Genomic DNA, 15,566 nt, shown 5'->3' with positions numbered 1-15,566 from the left:
AATTATGATTATTGGTGTTTCATATATTCATCGACAGCTTTCTTTACCGATCCGTGCAATAGCAGTAACTCCTTTGCCGTATCATAATCCAAGCCCGTTTCTTCCACAATCATGCGAGCCCCCCGATCTATCAGTTTCTGGTTGGTCAATTGCATATTCACCATTCGGTTGCCTTTCACCCGACCCATTTTTATCATTGTGGCGGTAGAAATCATATTTAAAACCAGCTTTTGCGCCGTACCCGATTTCATACGTGTACTTCCGGTCACGAACTCTGGTCCTACGATGATCTCGATAGGAATATCAGCTTCCCGAGAGACCGGAGAACCCGGATTACAAGAAATGGAAGCCGTAAGAATTCCGGCTTTCCGACAGTGATGCAACGCTCCGATTACATAAGGCGTCGTACCGGATGCTGCAATTCCGATTACCGTATCGAGGGAACCGACATTGCGGTCGCAAAGCTCTTTCCATCCCTTCTCAGCACTATCTTCTGCAGCTTCTACCGGATTACGCAATGCAGTATCGCCTCCGGCTATGAGTCCGATCACATAAGTATTCGGCATGCCGTAAGTGGGAGGAATCTCCGAAGCATCCAATACGCCGAGCCGTCCGCTCGTACCTGCCCCTAAATAAAAAATACGACCGCCCCGTTTCATCTTCGGGACAATCGCTTCTACCAGTTTTTCGATCTGAGGTATTGCCTTTTCTACCGCAACGGCAACTTTTTTATCCTCTTCGTTGATTCCTACAAGTAATTCATGTACCGATTTCTCTTCCAAATGATCATGTAAAGAGGGCATTTCGGTTATTTTTTCAAATTTCATCTTAATTCAGTTTGCTGCATTTAAATGATATTTTACAAGTTCCGTAACAGGAGCGGATAGAATTTTACCGACCGTCAAAGAAAGAGATCGCGCCACCTCTAACAATACCGGACGGTAATAATATGCCACAGAACCTACCATGTGCACCGTTTCTCCTTGAGGATAATGCAGAACGTTTCTACGAAAAAAAGATGTGAATGCATTGACCGCCAATAGCCGTATTTCAGGTTCGTCAAGATTTTCCGCAACAAACGGAGAAAGCGAAGCGAGAAACCGGTTCGGAAACGGCTCTTTATAAACAGCTTGTAAAATCTGTTCCCGAGAAAGTTGAAAACGGGCAAAAAAACGATCTCTTAACGGTTGGGAAAGTTCCTCTTTCAGGCAATCCGCCACCAAACGTCGTCCTAAATCCGCACCGCTACCTTCATCTCCCAAGATAAAGCCGAGAGGCGAAACATGCTGCTCTATATTTTTCCCATTATAATAACAAGAGTTCGACCCTGTCCCCAATATACAGGCAATACCCGATTCATGCCCGCATAACGCTCGTGCAGCACCTAACAAATCGCTGTTTACTTCGACTTGGTCACAACCGATCACATATCGTAATAATCCCAAAATCATCTGACATTGAATCGGAGTAGCACACCCGGCTCCATAAAAAAAGACTTCGGTTATATCGGTAACAGGAAGTCGTTCGAGTACCTCTCTCGACAATATTTTTCTGATCTCGTCATCTGTTTGGAAAAAAGGATTTATTCCCGCTGTCTTAAATGCGATCGTTTGAGTCTCGTCTGCCAAACACCAATCGGTTTTGGTAGAACCGCTATCTGCTATCAGTATCATTTTTTCAATTTTCTGGAAATTGTTGCAATGTATCAAATTTTTCGGGAATCGGATGAAAGTCGTCTCTAAAAAATTATTGAAATATTCTGTGTCAATATATTCTTTCAATCGCACTGTTACGATAATAATGCGACAATATTTCCCGATAAGAGTACCCCTTCGCACCCATCACCGCCGCACCGATCTGACAAAGACCGACTCCATGCCCCCAACCTGCCCCTTTCAAGGTATATGACTGCGGAATACCATACTTCACATTTTCCGGATGTACCGTAAATGCAGAACTGTATAAATGCGAAGCGGACAAAATACGCCGAATAAACAACTCTTTACCCACAACACGTGAAACTTTCGTTCCTACAATACGCAACCGGACAATTCGCCCGGAAGCCCCTCTTGCCAAAGGAACAAGCGAAACAATTTCACCGAAATCTATACCCGACCGTTTCCGGATAAGGTTCGCCAGTTCCGACTGGGTGTAAGATACCGACCAACGGTAAAAGTCGGTGGTCTCCTGATCATACCCGTTCAGCACTTGTTCCAAAATCTTCGGGTCTCGTGTATTGCAAAATGCTTCGGGCGAAGATTCTATAAATTCCGAAGCATTCTTCTCATCGGCCAAGTCGGGGATTTTTTCATCCGAAAACTTATCATACACAGGGATAAGGTAGGGATGATGCTTCTCTTCCCAACAATTTTCAAACAGTTCGCTTACTCCGCCGCAACATTTTGAGAATCGTGCATCGCAAATCCGGCTTTCACTTGTCAGGACTTCGCCACGGGTGGATCGTACAGCTTCTGCCACCTGAGAGGTAGCGATACGGGTTATCCCCTGATAACGTTGACAATGATCGTCAGCACAAACATCAAATAAAAAATGATCTTCCCTATCATACCAACAGACGATTTCATCAGGGTTTTCCCTCTTGTTACTTGCCCTTTTATTTCCCGGTTTCCCATTAAAACGGGGAAGTTGGGCCAATAACCAGCTTCGGGAAATTACAGCATGAGCCTTAAGCAATTCAAGCGAAGCCGAAGCACTCATCTCCGATGATATGACACTCGTCAAATATTTTTCCAAAGCAATACGGTTTATCGCTACAATCTCCGTGTCATCGGTAATCAGTTTCAATATTCCGGAGAATCGTTGTGTTTCTTCCCGTTCCCAATGAAAATCCACACCGATAGTCACACTGTTCAAATCGAACGAACAGTTCTCATTCTCCGGAATGAACATCAAGGAATCGTATTCCTTACCATTCCATAAAATTCGATTGCCGGACAAGCATATAACCTTATGCTCCCCCTCAGTTATTATATCGGAAGGAGATACCGAAAACTTTCCGTTCAATCTGAAAACAATCTCTTTACGGTGTAAAATACCGACTTCGATCCGGGGTTCTGTCATAGGTCTTTAAATATGAAAACAGATACAAAGTAAATGATTTTATTCCGGGATCTGCCGCTTTCCGACAAATGAAAAACAGGTCTTGCAATCATAATCACTTCAAATAAACACCTTTTTCTTTCAAAGATTCATTTTTCGTTTGATATTCTTCCATACTCCTCCGGATTTCTGCAGTATTACTTTTCGGATATTCTCTTTTCATCACAATACTATCTTCGAGGTAATAACCTTCATGATCCTGACGGGTCAAAAAGAATGTGGTGTCGGTCAGCATCGTCGCATTAAATTTCGCACTCCACGATCTAAGATCATTATATTCTACCAACAATACCGCATTTCGACCCTCTTGTGACAATAATTTCACCTTCCCTTGTTCTATCCGATTTCCGAAATAATAGGTATAGACATAATCCCCTATATTGTCCTTATCTGTCAGTATCTTCATCGAAACTATAATTTCATTACGATTCAAACTCCAAGCCCAATTTCCCCCAAAATCGAAAGTCGTCAGGACTGTCCGAATCGCTCAATAACTCAGCCGAAGATTCCGGCTCTTTTATCTCCCGAGAACGGGGACTCCCCGTACACGAAACCCAGAAGATCAGGTGCAATAACAGAACACCATAAAACAGATTTTTCATAATCGTGCGAATTTAATATTTTTCATAAAACAAGATCAATCTCGATGCGTTCGCTTGTAGTCTTCAATTACCCAACGCCCTTCTTCAAGTTCTCCTTCGGAATAGTATTTTGTCATAATAATACTATCTTCGAGGTAATAATCCCCAGGTTTCTGTCGGGTCAGAAAGAATGAGGTATCGGTCAGCATCGTCGCATTAAACTTTGCACTCCACGGTATGGTAGCTTTGTCATCCCCTACCAAAAGTACTGCATTACGACCATCCTGTGACAATAATTTTACATAACCTACTCTTATACGGTTTCCGAAATAATAGATATATAAGTAATACCCCACACTGTCTTTATGTGACAATATCTTCATTGAAACCGAAGCTTCGTCGTCACTTGCAAACCAATGCCAACTTCCTTCAAAGTCGAAATCCGTCAGGCTCGAATCGCTTAATAACTCAGCCGGAGATTCCGCCTCTTTTACCTCCCGAGAACGGGGACTCCCCGTACACGAAACCCAGAAGATCAGGTGCAATAAAATAATACCATAAAACAGATTTTTCATAATTATTTCAAATAAATACCTTTCTTTTTTAACGCTTCATATCTGATTCTTTCTTTTTGATTATATTCTTCTATTATCTTCCGGACTTCTGCACGTTCTTTTTCAGGATAATATTTTGTCATCACAATACTATCTTCGAGGTAATAATCCTCTGGCTTCTGTCGGGTCAGAAAGAACGAGGTGTCGGTCAGCATCGTCGCATTAAACTTTGCACTCCACGATCTATGATCATTATATTCTACCAATAATACCGCATTTCGACCCTCTTGTGACAATAATTTCACCTTCCCTTGTTCTATCCGATTTCCGAAATAATAGGTATAGACATAATCCCCTATACTGTCCTTATCTGTCAGTATCTTCATCGAAACTATAGTATGACTATCAACCCAGCACCAACGCCAATTTCCTTCAAAGTCGAAATCCGTCAGGCTCGAATCGCTTAATAACTCAGCCGGAGATTCCGGCTCTTTTACCTCCCGAGAACGGGGACTCCCCGTACACGAAACCCATAAAATCAGGTGCAATAAAATAACACCATAAAACAGTCGTTTCATATTTATTTCAGAGAAATCCTTTTCTTTTTTAACGCTTCATATCTGATACTTTCTTTTCGGTTATATTCTTCTATGATTTTTCGGACTTCTGCCGTATCTTGATACGGTACATATTTTCTCATCACGATACTATCTTCGAGGTAATAATCCTCGTGTTTCTGTCGGGTCAGGAAGAACGAGGTGTCCGTCAACATCGTCGCATTAAACTTCGAACTCCACGATCTAAGATCATTATATTCTACCAACAATACGGCATTCCGTCCCTCCTGCGACAACAATTTCACCTTCCCTTGTTCTATCCGGTTCCCGAAATAATAAGTATACAGATAATCGCCCACACTATCTTTATTTGAAAATATCTTCATTGTAACCGAAGCCTCGTTATCACCTGCAAACCAATGCCAATCCCCTTCAAAATCAAAAGTCGTCAGGCTCGAATCGCTTAATAACTCTGCCGGAGATTCCGGCTCTTTTACCTCCTGAGAACGGGGACTCCCCGTACACGAAAACCATAAAATCAGGTGCAATAACAGAACACCATAAAACAGTCGTTTCATATCAATATTGTTTTAACATTTCATCATACGATTTAAATTTGTCCATCCGGTTCATCCAACCATTCAAGTTCTGTCTTTGCTCATCCGACCCATCTGCAATTTTATGATAGTTGGCAATCCTATTTTTCCGGTATTGTTCATAAATCTCTCCGGGATTCGGATATCGGTTCAACACCTCGATCGTTTCCGGGCCGATAAAGCCATCTACATCTACCTGACCACCCAGTTGATTGATTGCCCGTTGCAGATTTCTTACAGCCGCATCTCGACCGGAATTTATATAAAAATCGAAATAGAGCTGCCTGATCACCGGATCATCGATCTCTCCCGCCCGCGAAGGCTTCCAAAACTCCTCTCTGTAAATCTTCTTTGCCCCCTCAGGTGTAAGCTTCTTCAGATTTTCCACTGTCGGTTCCACACCGATATGTTTTTTTGCAAATGCGTTCCACGTGCTCGACGATATACCGTGGTTGGTCGCTCCGCCTCTATCATAACGGCTGTTGACATATCCCCCTTCGCTTTCCAGAACTTTGGCTACCTGATCCTCAAAACCGCCCGGTTCCTTGTCGGCCCGCCTACGTTCCAACTCCTCCTGACCGAGGGGACCTTCTCCCGCACTATATTCAAGTCCGGAACGTGGACGGGGCGGATCGGGTACAACAAATGTACTCAATAAAGGCGATTTTGTCAATACATCCCAACCATAATATTTCTCGTTTTTTTTAGTGTCCTGCGAAAGCGGAACTTGTGCGGCGTCCCGGGCAGGACTTTGACCGGCATTGCCGGTATCCGGACGGTCCTTTGTCCGGTCGCCTTCCGATAGCATACTCAAACTGAAATTTCCCCGAGAGTCTCTGTAATCTTGTCTTTCGGATCGATCTCCCGGTGTCGAATTGCCGGAGATACTTTTCATCGCCTCCTGATAGGTACGATCACGCCCCGGTCGATACTGATACTTGGGATTATCCGCATCCCAAACCGAGATTCGGGCAGGTATCCATTTCCCCGGGAACAGAGATCGCTTCATAAAACTGTTGGTTTCGGGATTCCATAATACTTCTTCGGGTATCCCATCTTCATAGTTCAAGTTTTGTTTTGACATAATTATGATTTTTATAGATTAACAATTACGCCGATAAAAATAAGCCTGAAAAAAGTGTTCTTTATGCGATAATTATAAAATCGTACAGGTAATATTTATATACTTCTTGCATATACCTTTTCAGGTGAGTGTACAGATAGTTCATCTCTTGTAAGATAACCGCTTAAAATAAGCTGACCCGATCGTATTTTTTTATTGGAAAATTTAGACAGACTTTAAAACTATCCGTAATTTTGTACCGTATTTAAACATTGAATACTTTATATGAAATATATGGATACTCGCAAACGGGTTTCCTGCGGATTATCAGTTTTCCGCAAGATCAAAGGTCTGTTCGTTACAGGGTGGAAACGTTACAAATCATTATACCAGAAGTCTCCGTGGTATAAAAAAATCGTACAAATAATACTGACCTTTATCTTATTATTCATTTTCTACCTGTTTTTGGTAGATATTAATTTTCTTTGGCTGTTCGGAAAGTCTCCCGGACTGGCAAGCATCAACCATCCTCAGCAAAACATTGCATCCGAGATTTACAGCGCAGACAGCAAACTGATCGGAAAATATTTCAGAGAAAACCGTACACCCGTCAAATATGAAGAGATCTCTCCGATAATCATCAATACTCTTATCTCGACCGAAGACGAACGTTTCTATAAGCATTTCGGAGTCGATATACAAGGAGTTTTCGCTGCCGTGAAAGACATGACACATGGCAAGGCACGAGGTGCCAGCACCATCACTCAACAACTGGTAAAAAACATGTTTAAAGTCCGTTCGCAATATTCTACCGGACTTTTAGGATATATTCCGGGAGTAAAACTCTTGATCATGAAATCGAAAGAATGGATCACCGCAATCAAAATAGAGATGTTCTATACCAAGCAGGAGATACTGACCATGTATTTCAATACCGTCGATTTCGGCAGCAATGCCTACGGTATAAAAACAGCATGCAAAACCTACTTCAATACGACTCCTAAAGATATTACTTATGAACAGGCCGCTACACTTATCGGACTGTTAAAAGCGACCACAACCTACAATCCCCGCGTGAATCCTAAAAACAGCCTGAAACGCAGAAATGTAGTACTTGACAATTTACAGGCTCATAAGATAATAACAAAATCGCAATGCGACTCTTTAAAACAACTTCCCATACGGCTTCATTACAACCTGGAGTCGAATTATAACGGATCTGCTCTTTACTTCAGAGAAGCTGTCGCAGAATCTCTGAAAGAATGGTGCAAAGACAATGACATCGACCTCTATTCAGACGGGTTAAAGATATATACGACTATCAATACCCGCATGCAGGCGTATGCCGAAGAGGCCGTAAACAAACAGATGCGTATCGTTCAGAGAAATTTTGATAATCACTGGGGAAAAATAAATCCTTGGCAAGATAGGAATCATAGAGAAATCCCCGATTTCATAGAAAATCTGGCCCGAAAAACCTCAGCTTACAAAATTTTGGAAGAGAAGTTCCCGAACGATCCGGATTCAGTCGCTTTCTATTTGAATAAACCTCATAAGTTGAAAGTTTTCGATTATCGACTCGGACGTAAAGATACGACATTCAGCACAATGGATTCGATCCGTTATATGGAACGCTTTATGCATTGCGGATTTGTTGCGATAGAGCCGCAAACCGGCGAAGTAAAAGCATGGGTGGGAGACATCGATTTCGATTCTTGGAAATATGACAAAGTTCTGTCAAAGCGCCAACCCGGATCTACATTCAAACTTTTCGTATATAGCGAAGGCTTCAATAAAGGTCTTTCTCCTTGTGACGAACGCATCGACCAATATATCGAATGGGACGTACTCGAAGACGGCAAACCGGCTAAATGGATACCTCACAACGCAAACGGTATTTACACGGGTGATACGATGACTCTGAAAGCTGCTTTTGCCCGTTCTATCAATACGATAGCCGTGCAGATAGCCAGGGAAGCCGGAATCCCAGATATTATAAAAACAGCTCATACGATGGGTATAAAAACTCCGTTGAACGAAACACCGGCCGTTTCACTGGGAGCTTCGGACGTATCGTTATTGGAACTGGTAAACGCTTACGGAACTGTTATAAATGATGGTATGGTACACGATCCGGTTATGGTGACACGCATCGAAGATAAAAACGGGAAAATCATTTATCGCCATAAACAAGAACAAAAACAGGCATTACCTTATGAAACAGCTTTCCTTATGACACAAATGCTTATGGCCGGGCTTACCGAGCCGATGGGAACTTCTCAAGCACTTTGGGGATATGATCTTTTTCGATACAATACCGATTTCGGCGGAAAGACAGGAACTTCGTCTAATCATTCCGATGCATGGTTTGTGGGTGTAACACCGAATCTTGTCGGAGGTTGTTGGGTCGGAGGCGAACACCGCAGTATTCATTTCCGTACGGGAGCTCTCGGACAAGGTAGCAGAACCGCATTACCGGTATTCGGATATTTTATGGAAAAAGTTCTTGCCGATGACAGCCTGTCAAAATATCGGGCGCGTTTCCCGAATCCGAAACAAACCATCTCCCGGTCATATCAGTGCCGAACTCCTTATCCCCCGATAGAGCCGGACTCTATGGATATGGAAACAGACAGCATAGCCGTAAGTACAGATAGGTATATAAATAAAGATAGTCTCGTTTCCGAAAAATAAAATTCGACATACTATTCGGTATCGATTTTCGCCTTTCGAGCCTGGGAGTGTTGATACCGACGCTTGATATGATACAAATATCCGTCTTTCAATAAACGTGCGCCAGTCTGTTTAAAAGAGAAAAGGACTTTGCCATGAATACACTGCTTCCGGATATTCAATACCCAATCATAATTGCATATCCGGGCTCGGTTTCCCGATTCTCCTCCTACGATCACCTGTTCTACCCATGTATCCAGACAATTATAAAAATCGATGTCGCTTAACAACGGCTCGCAAATAATCAATTTGTGCCGTATCGGTGCATCTCGGTAAATCGGCAAACGGAAATCTGTCCGGTCTTGATGCTCCATCGTACAGCAGATCGTTACATTCTCATAACCATCTCCCTAATCTTCCGGAATACAATTCAAGAAACGACCTATCGTTAATACTTATTTATACCATATCGAACCGGGTTTATTACCCATTTCAAACTCAAGGGTAGAACCGTCCATGATCTGTTCGTGAGTGATGTAACTCTTATCATAAGGTTTTCCGTTCATTTTTACCGCCTGTATATAGATATTTTCCCGACTTACACCTTTCGCCAATACGGTAAAGACTTTTCCATTCTCCAAATTTATTCTTACTTCAGGAAAAAGAGGTGTTCCGATTTCATATCGACCGCTTACCGGATCGACAGGATAAAAACCCATGGCACTGAACACAAACCAAGCCGACATCTGGCCGCAGTCTTCATTCCCGCACAATCCGGCAGGAGTATTCAGATACAGTTCATGCATCACTTTAGCCGCATATTCCTGAGTCTTCCACGGTTTGCCGACTTTATTATAAAGATAAACGACATGATGGCTCGGTTCGTTTCCGTGTGCATATTGCCCGATCATTCCGGTACTGAAAATCGGTAGATTATCATCGGCATCAGGAGCATAAGCAAACATACTGTCGAGCTTTTCCGCAAAACGTTCTTTGCTCCCCAATAAACCGATCAACCCGTCTATATCCTGCGGAACGTACCAGAAATATTGCCAAGCATTGCTCTCTGTAATATGCTCGGTATAGTCTTTTGCCGTAAAGCCGGAGATAAATTTACCTTTACTATCTCGCGGCTGCATAAAAGAAGTCTCGGGATTATATAAATTGCGAAATGATTGCGAACGCTTGTAAAACCTTTCCGCAATTTCCTTTTTCCCCATTTTCTCAGCCATTCTGGCGATGCAATAATCGTCATAAGCATATTCCAAAGTCTTAGACAGCGACTCTTTTTCCATATCATACGGAATATAACCGTATTTTTTATATAACCCGATTCCCCGATAATCGTCTCGATCGGCAGAACTTACGCAAGCTTGCAAAGCCTTCTCCGCATCAAAATCACCGATTCCTTTCAAATAAGCATCCACAATAACCGGGACAGCATGATAACCGATCATCATATCGGTTTCGCAACCATACAGATTCCAAAGGGGCAAACTCCCGTACTGATCATAAAATGCAAGAAACGCTTTCACCATATCGTTAACCCTCTCCGGTTCGGTATAAGTAAACAGCGGATGAGAGGCACGGTAGGTATCCCACAGCGAGAATGTCGAATAATTTACCCACCCGTCTGTTTTATGTGTCTTCTTGTCCGGTCCGAAATAAGATCCGTCCGCATCGCTGTAAATAGTAGGAGCGATCATCGTATGATACAAAGCCGTATAAAATTTCACCAAATCATCCCGATCACCTCCTTTTACCTCGATTTTCGATAATTGCCTATCCCAATTTTTTTCAGCTTGTAAACGATAACGATCAAAATTATTGTCAGGAACTTCCGCTTTAAGATTCAAGGCCGCCCCTTCCATACTGACTCCTGAAATCCCCGTATTTACCAGAATTTGTTCACCTTCTTTCGTACCAAAATCGAATCGGGCGACATAAGCGGTTCCGATCCGCCCTTCCTCCGGTGTAGCAATAGCTGTCGTATCGATATGGCAAATGGTAAAAGGTTTAGAAAAACGGGTTTGGAAATATACCCGCTGGTCGGGAGACCATCCCCGAGAAAAACGGTATCCCCGTACCGTTACCGAATCGATCACCTCGATATACGAATCTGTTGTAAAATCCCAGTTCATCGCTTTTTTCAAGTTCAGAAAAACCGCAGCCTCCGCTTCCGGAAAAGTATAGCGTTGTATTCCGCACCGTTCAGTCGCCGTCAACTCCACATGAATGCCGTAATCTTTCAACAACACCTGATAATATCCGGCAGATACCGATTCATCGTCATGAGAAAATGAAGAATAAATTCCTAACGGCTGCGGAGCTTCCCGATAAGGCAATGTCACGGGCATGAAAGAAACATCATACAGATCTCCCGCTCCCGTTCCGGAAAGATGTGTGTGGCTGAATCCGGCAATCGTACTGTCCGGGTAAAAATAACCGGCAATGCGATCCCAACCCGGCAACCCATTATCGGGACTGAGTTGTACCATACCGAACGGAACTTGCGCACCCGGATAAGTATTTCCCGTAAAATCCGTTCCGATCAAAGGATTTACATACTGAACATAATTGTTTTCTGTTTTCTTGGTTGAATCACATGCCGACACGAATAATAGTATCAGAACAAACGATAAAGGAATATTTTTCAAGACCATTCAAAGTGTTTTAAGGTTTGTACAAATTTACTTAAAAATACAAGTCTGTCTAAATTTTCCCATAAGAAAACATCTTCGGGTCATCTTCACGTTTTCGAAAAGACAGGTATTTTATATCAAGACGCTCAAAACTTAAAAATCCCTTACTCCATTATGAATTTAAAATTCTTTTTGTCTAATTTTACGAGTCAGATATTATAAAAACAATAAAGATGAAAATAGACCATATCGCTATTTGGACAGACGACATCGAGACGACGCGTGACTTTTATCTTACCTATTTCGATGTAACCTGCGGAAATAAGTATGTAAATCCGATAAAAAATTTCACTTCCTATTTCCTATCTTTCGGAGATGGAAATGCCCGTATCGAACTGATGACAAAACCCGGAATAGAAGAAACAAACGGGAAACGGGGTTTTATCAAAGGACTTGCACATCTCTCTATCACCATCGGCTCAAAAAAAGATGTCGATAGTCTTACGGAACGCTTGAGAACAGATGGCTACACCATTGCCGGAGGACCCCGTACATCGGGCGACGGATATTATGAAAGCGCCGTTCTCGACCCTGAAGGTAATTATATCGAGCTTTTGGGAGAATAACGGATTATACCGACAACATCATAACGATTTCTACGTTTTAGAACCTGAATCGAATCAAACAATAAAATATTTTACTTAATTCTTGCATATAAATATAAAAATAATTATTTTTATGAACCTTAAAGCCTGTCTGAATTTTGCTCGGGTCAGGTTTGAGAGTTTCTTTCGAGGATATTTTTCTGTTTTTACAAGGAGGATAACGGGCTATCTGACGAGGGAAAACAGGAAAAGAGACCGGAAGAAAACGCAAAAATGACCTGATAATATTTTTTTGTCGGAAAATTAAGACAGGCTCTTAAATTTTTATTCCATGAAAATCAAAATACAGATACTGATTTTAATTATCTTACCGGCATTGCCTGCATTCTCCCAGTTTTCAGGCTTTCCCGACATTACACCGAGACCGCCCGAACCGGCGACATTGAAACCGGATATTCGAATAGGAAACGAGCCCTCATCATCAAGAGGTTATTCATATCCAGGCATCCGTCACCCGCACCACACAGACACATACGATTACGATTCTGAGATATTACATCGCAGGAATCTTATCAACCGAAAGATTATCGAAGAGGCAACTGCTCATATAAAAGAACGAGAAAATGCCATGAAACTGGCAAGGCAATTGCTCGATCACGGATTTCCGTCATGGGCAAGAGAGAAAGGAACTGCATGTTTTTATTCGGCATTCGACGAACTATGCGGAATGCTTCACGATTCGCTCCCCATGAATTTGGGAAGAGCCATATTTATCACTGAAAACGCATTTTTAGAAAATACGATGAACTACAATGCGTTCGAAGCATCTCTACAAAAACGAATAGATTTGTGCAATTGGAAACTCAATGAACTGAAAAAGAAAACATCCGATGATTTCACCAAAAACGCCGTACTCTACAGCCTAATGACCGATACTTTTACCGTTTGCCTGCCCGGTACGGAAAAACAGATCATCCACTACCCCGTACAGTATAATCTGGATGATTACAGAAGTGAAAAAAATTTTACGAGCCACTTCATAACCACATTACTGGCAACTAACCGGGGACAATGTCATTCTATGCCTTTACTATATATGATTCTTGCCGAAAGATTGGGCACCGAGGCCTATTTATCTTTTGCTCCGCATCACAGTCTGGTAAAAATACGGGGGAATAACGGAGAATGGTACAATTTGGAAATTACATGCAGATATATACTGTCCGACTACCATTACATGAACCATAGTTTCATCAAGACCGAAGCGATCCGCAGCGGCCTGTACCTCTCTGTTTTGGACAAAAAAGAGACGCTGGCTTCGATAGTCGCACTGCTCGGACGCTATTACCTGTTAAAATACGGATATGACCCTTTTATTTTAAAATGTGCCGAAGAAGCAAAAAAATATATGAAAGTTCCCTTGGACGCGTTGATTCTGGAAGCAAATTATGAAACACGACTGACTATGGAAGTTGCCCGTCTGTTGAATATACCGACTCCCCAAGCAATGAGGGAGATGTGTCCCGAAGCATACAAACACTACGAACACATGCAGGAAATATATCGAAAAATAGACGATACAGGGTACGAAAATATATCGCCTGAAGTCTATGACCGTTGGCTGAAACATATAGAACAGGAAAAGGAGAAAGAAAAACGGCATCCTCGTTCCCCGTTCATACAGATTATAAAATAAACTGCAAATCGAGAGCGGAAACGACGGATTTTTTCGACCGATTATGCCGAGATGCAGCATTTATTCTAATGAAATTAAAGTCTTAAACTCAATAATATGAGAAAAGCGTTTTTATCTACCCTACTGTTCGCCTTTTGTTGCCTGACAACTTGGGCGCAAGACAACAAGAGCAACGAAAATCCGTTTGCCGAAATAGGAATCCGGGCTTCGGTCGCATCGTTCAGTAAAAATCCCGAGTTTCATGACCGCAACCGTACGGTAGAGATCGGATCGGTACTGTTCGATACGAAAACCGGAGAGGTTATCGGGCTCATCGATGAATCCGTTCCGGGGATTTCCCCCGATGTAACAAGTATGAGCATCGACCCGAACTGTGAGAGATATTACTCTATATCGCCTTATGCGTATGCGCTGAATAATCCGATCAGATTCGTCGATCCGGACGGAAGAGACCCGAAAGACAAAGTCGTCGGATTCGGAATCGGCTTGTTGACAAACATTATTCCCGGGACAGGCGAATTAAGAGACCGTTATAGCCCGACAGATCTGGACGACTATAATAACGCTCTGCGCAATGTCGACAATGCGGCTATCATTTTGGGAAGCGGCATGATCGATGCCGGAGGCGGTGGCATGGCAATGGGTGGAGCGATCGCCGTATCCGGACTGGCCGTTACGGCCGTAAGCGGCGGGACGGCTGCCATTGCCGGATTACCGACAGCCGTCGTCGGAGAGACCCTTGTGGGAGCAGGTACTGCAACAGCAAGTACCGGGGCTGTACTAATGGCGAACGGAAACAAGAACCGGAATGAAGGATATAACAGAGGAAAATCCAAAGCAAACGAAATCACTTTTATCCAAGGAAAAGGAGAAAAGGGGATAAAAATAACCGTCAAAATCCCGGAAGGGTACAGGCTGATCAATGAACGGCATAAATCTAAAATTTTCTATAACGGAAAAAATTATATATCTCCGGATATCGACGGACATAACGGGGGTATCTGGAAAATGGGAAAAAAAATAGATGATCTTGATCATAAATATAAACGAATGGGTACATTCGATGAAAATCTAAATAGAACAGGAGATTAATGTTATGAAACTGGAAAAAGAGTATGACTATTCATGGAGATGGATAGCGGATGAGATTGTCAAGTATGCACCGGAAAATTATGACGAAAAAGGTATCTATAGAAAAAATGAATGGCTGATGGTATCTGATATAGGTAAAGTTTACGACGGAAAGAGGTTTACCCGGGAAGAGTATTTGGAGACGGAAGATAAATACGCACAGGCGGTAATCAGAGGAATGGAATTGGCCGGTTGTTCTTTCCTGACAGTAGAGTATTTATCCATTTCAAGAAGTAAGACAGATATGAAACGCTTTACACCCAAAGATATCCTATATGAGCAGAATAAAGACCTATATGATATGTTCCTGAGCATAAAGGAAGGTATGCGCATACATATCTCCCAAAT

The 15,566-nt window shown here is 42.4% G+C and carries 15 protein-coding genes and 1 pseudogene; 5 read left to right on the top strand and 11 right to left on the bottom strand.

All coding sequences use genetic code 11. From position 1 onward, the window contains the following. Window positions 1-8: 8 nt before the first annotated feature. The 9 genes from murQ to AC0UMU_RS05435 form a co-directional block, all read right to left on the bottom strand. On the bottom strand, window positions 9-827 hold the full coding sequence (murQ, locus tag AC0UMU_RS05475; protein ID WP_278714394.1) for an N-acetylmuramic acid 6-phosphate etherase: 819 nt from the start codon (window positions 825-827) through the stop codon (window positions 9-11). Between the two features lie 6 nt (window positions 828-833). Then, complete coding sequence (locus AC0UMU_RS05470; RefSeq protein WP_278714392.1) at window positions 834-1,673, bottom strand: ATPase; 840 nt, start codon at window positions 1,671-1,673, stop codon at window positions 834-836. Between the two features lie 91 nt (window positions 1,674-1,764). Then, on the bottom strand, window positions 1,765-3,081 hold the full coding sequence (locus AC0UMU_RS05465; RefSeq protein ID WP_278714390.1) for a SpoIID/LytB domain-containing protein: 1,317 nt from the start codon (window positions 3,079-3,081) through the stop codon (window positions 1,765-1,767). A 94-nt stretch (window positions 3,082-3,175) separates the two neighbouring features. Then, entirely contained in the window at window positions 3,176-3,526 is a 351-nt protein-coding gene (locus AC0UMU_RS05460; protein WP_278714388.1) for a hypothetical protein, read from the bottom strand. 16 nt (window positions 3,527-3,542) lie between these two features. Continuing rightward, on the bottom strand, window positions 3,543-3,722 hold the full coding sequence (locus AC0UMU_RS05455; RefSeq protein WP_278714386.1) for a hypothetical protein: 180 nt from the start codon (window positions 3,720-3,722) through the stop codon (window positions 3,543-3,545). 35 nt (window positions 3,723-3,757) lie between these two features. Beyond that, window positions 3,758-4,276 (bottom strand): hypothetical protein, encoded by a 519-nt coding sequence (locus tag AC0UMU_RS05450; RefSeq protein ID WP_278714384.1) that lies wholly within the window; start codon window positions 4,274-4,276, stop codon window positions 3,758-3,760. A gap of 2 nt (window positions 4,277-4,278) precedes the next feature. Further along, window positions 4,279-4,833 carry a hypothetical protein gene (locus tag AC0UMU_RS05445; protein WP_278714381.1) on the bottom strand — a complete coding sequence of 185 codons (555 nt, stop codon included), beginning with the start codon at window positions 4,831-4,833 and terminating at the stop codon, window positions 4,279-4,281. 2 nt (window positions 4,834-4,835) lie between these two features. Continuing rightward, on the bottom strand, window positions 4,836-5,390 hold the full coding sequence (locus AC0UMU_RS05440) for a hypothetical protein (protein ID WP_278714379.1): 555 nt from the start codon (window positions 5,388-5,390) through the stop codon (window positions 4,836-4,838). Between the two features lies 1 nt (window position 5,391). Then, complete coding sequence (locus AC0UMU_RS05435) at window positions 5,392-6,492, bottom strand: glycoside hydrolase family 108 protein (protein WP_288640114.1); 1,101 nt, start codon at window positions 6,490-6,492, stop codon at window positions 5,392-5,394. A gap of 264 nt (window positions 6,493-6,756) precedes the next feature. Here AC0UMU_RS05435 and AC0UMU_RS05430 point away from each other — a divergent pair, with 264 nt between their 5' ends. Continuing rightward, window positions 6,757-9,165: a transglycosylase domain-containing protein gene (locus AC0UMU_RS05430; protein WP_278714375.1), complete on the top strand. Its 2,409-nt coding sequence runs from the start codon at window positions 6,757-6,759 to the stop codon at window positions 9,163-9,165. A gap of 11 nt (window positions 9,166-9,176) precedes the next feature. Here the strand turns inward: AC0UMU_RS05430 and AC0UMU_RS05425 are convergent. Both AC0UMU_RS05425 and AC0UMU_RS05420 read right to left on the bottom strand, forming a co-directional pair. Then, window positions 9,177-9,590: pseudogene (locus AC0UMU_RS05425) on the bottom strand (DUF5131 family protein); the annotation flags it as partial. Window positions 9,591-9,599: 9 nt separating this feature from the next. Continuing rightward, window positions 9,600-11,807, bottom strand: a complete 2,208-nt coding sequence (locus AC0UMU_RS05420) for a GH92 family glycosyl hydrolase (RefSeq protein WP_009318662.1) — start codon at window positions 11,805-11,807, stop codon at window positions 9,600-9,602. A gap of 212 nt (window positions 11,808-12,019) precedes the next feature. Here AC0UMU_RS05420 and AC0UMU_RS05415 point away from each other — a divergent pair, with 212 nt between their 5' ends. The 4 genes from AC0UMU_RS05415 to AC0UMU_RS05400 form a co-directional block, all read left to right on the top strand. Next, window positions 12,020-12,412: a VOC family protein gene (locus tag AC0UMU_RS05415; protein WP_278714372.1), complete on the top strand. Its 393-nt coding sequence runs from the start codon at window positions 12,020-12,022 to the stop codon at window positions 12,410-12,412. Between the two features lie 310 nt (window positions 12,413-12,722). Next, window positions 12,723-14,087 carry a hypothetical protein gene (locus AC0UMU_RS05410; RefSeq protein ID WP_278714369.1) on the top strand — a complete coding sequence of 455 codons (1,365 nt, stop codon included), beginning with the start codon at window positions 12,723-12,725 and terminating at the stop codon, window positions 14,085-14,087. A gap of 96 nt (window positions 14,088-14,183) precedes the next feature. After that, a complete protein-coding gene (locus tag AC0UMU_RS05405) occupies window positions 14,184-15,179 on the top strand; it encodes a toxin C-terminal domain-containing protein (RefSeq protein WP_278714367.1) in 996 nt (331 codons plus the stop codon). Window positions 15,180-15,183: 4 nt separating this feature from the next. After that, window positions 15,184-15,566, top strand: a 383-nt coding sequence (locus tag AC0UMU_RS05400; protein WP_473979891.1) for a hypothetical protein, incomplete at its 3' end; no start/stop codon positions are given.

The sequence above is a fragment of the Coprobacter fastidiosus genome (genome assembly GCF_982245605.1).
Note: the sequence above shows the minus strand (reverse complement) of the source record. Positions and strands in the feature narration are given on the sequence as shown.

Bases quoted from the DNA above. Each gene is read 5' to 3' on its own strand.
- murQ (WP_278714394.1), bottom strand. From the start codon at position 827: ATGAAATTTGAAAAAATAACCGAAATGCCCTCTTTACATGATCATTTG.
- AC0UMU_RS05470 (WP_278714392.1), bottom strand. From the start codon at position 1,673: ATGATACTGATAGCAGATAGCGGTTCTACCAAAACCGATTGGTGTTTG.
- AC0UMU_RS05465 (WP_278714390.1), bottom strand. From the start codon at position 3,081: ATGACAGAACCCCGGATCGAAGTCGGTATTTTACACCGTAAAGAGATT.
- AC0UMU_RS05460 (WP_278714388.1), bottom strand. From the start codon at position 3,526: ATGAAGATACTGACAGATAAGGACAATATAGGGGATTATGTCTATACC.
- AC0UMU_RS05455 (WP_278714386.1), bottom strand. From the start codon at position 3,722: ATGAAAAATCTGTTTTATGGTGTTCTGTTATTGCACCTGATCTTCTGG.
- AC0UMU_RS05450 (WP_278714384.1), bottom strand. From the start codon at position 4,276: ATGAAAAATCTGTTTTATGGTATTATTTTATTGCACCTGATCTTCTGG.
- AC0UMU_RS05445 (WP_278714381.1), bottom strand. From the start codon at position 4,833: ATGAAACGACTGTTTTATGGTGTTATTTTATTGCACCTGATTTTATGG.
- AC0UMU_RS05440 (WP_278714379.1), bottom strand. From the start codon at position 5,390: ATGAAACGACTGTTTTATGGTGTTCTGTTATTGCACCTGATTTTATGG.
- AC0UMU_RS05435 (WP_288640114.1), bottom strand. From the start codon at position 6,492: ATGTCAAAACAAAACTTGAACTATGAAGATGGGATACCCGAAGAAGTA.
- AC0UMU_RS05430 (WP_278714375.1), top strand. From the start codon at position 6,757: ATGAAATATATGGATACTCGCAAACGGGTTTCCTGCGGATTATCAGTT.
- AC0UMU_RS05420 (WP_009318662.1), bottom strand. From the start codon at position 11,807: ATGGTCTTGAAAAATATTCCTTTATCGTTTGTTCTGATACTATTATTC.
- AC0UMU_RS05415 (WP_278714372.1), top strand. From the start codon at position 12,020: ATGAAAATAGACCATATCGCTATTTGGACAGACGACATCGAGACGACG.
- AC0UMU_RS05410 (WP_278714369.1), top strand. From the start codon at position 12,723: ATGAAAATCAAAATACAGATACTGATTTTAATTATCTTACCGGCATTG.
- AC0UMU_RS05405 (WP_278714367.1), top strand. From the start codon at position 14,184: ATGAGAAAAGCGTTTTTATCTACCCTACTGTTCGCCTTTTGTTGCCTG.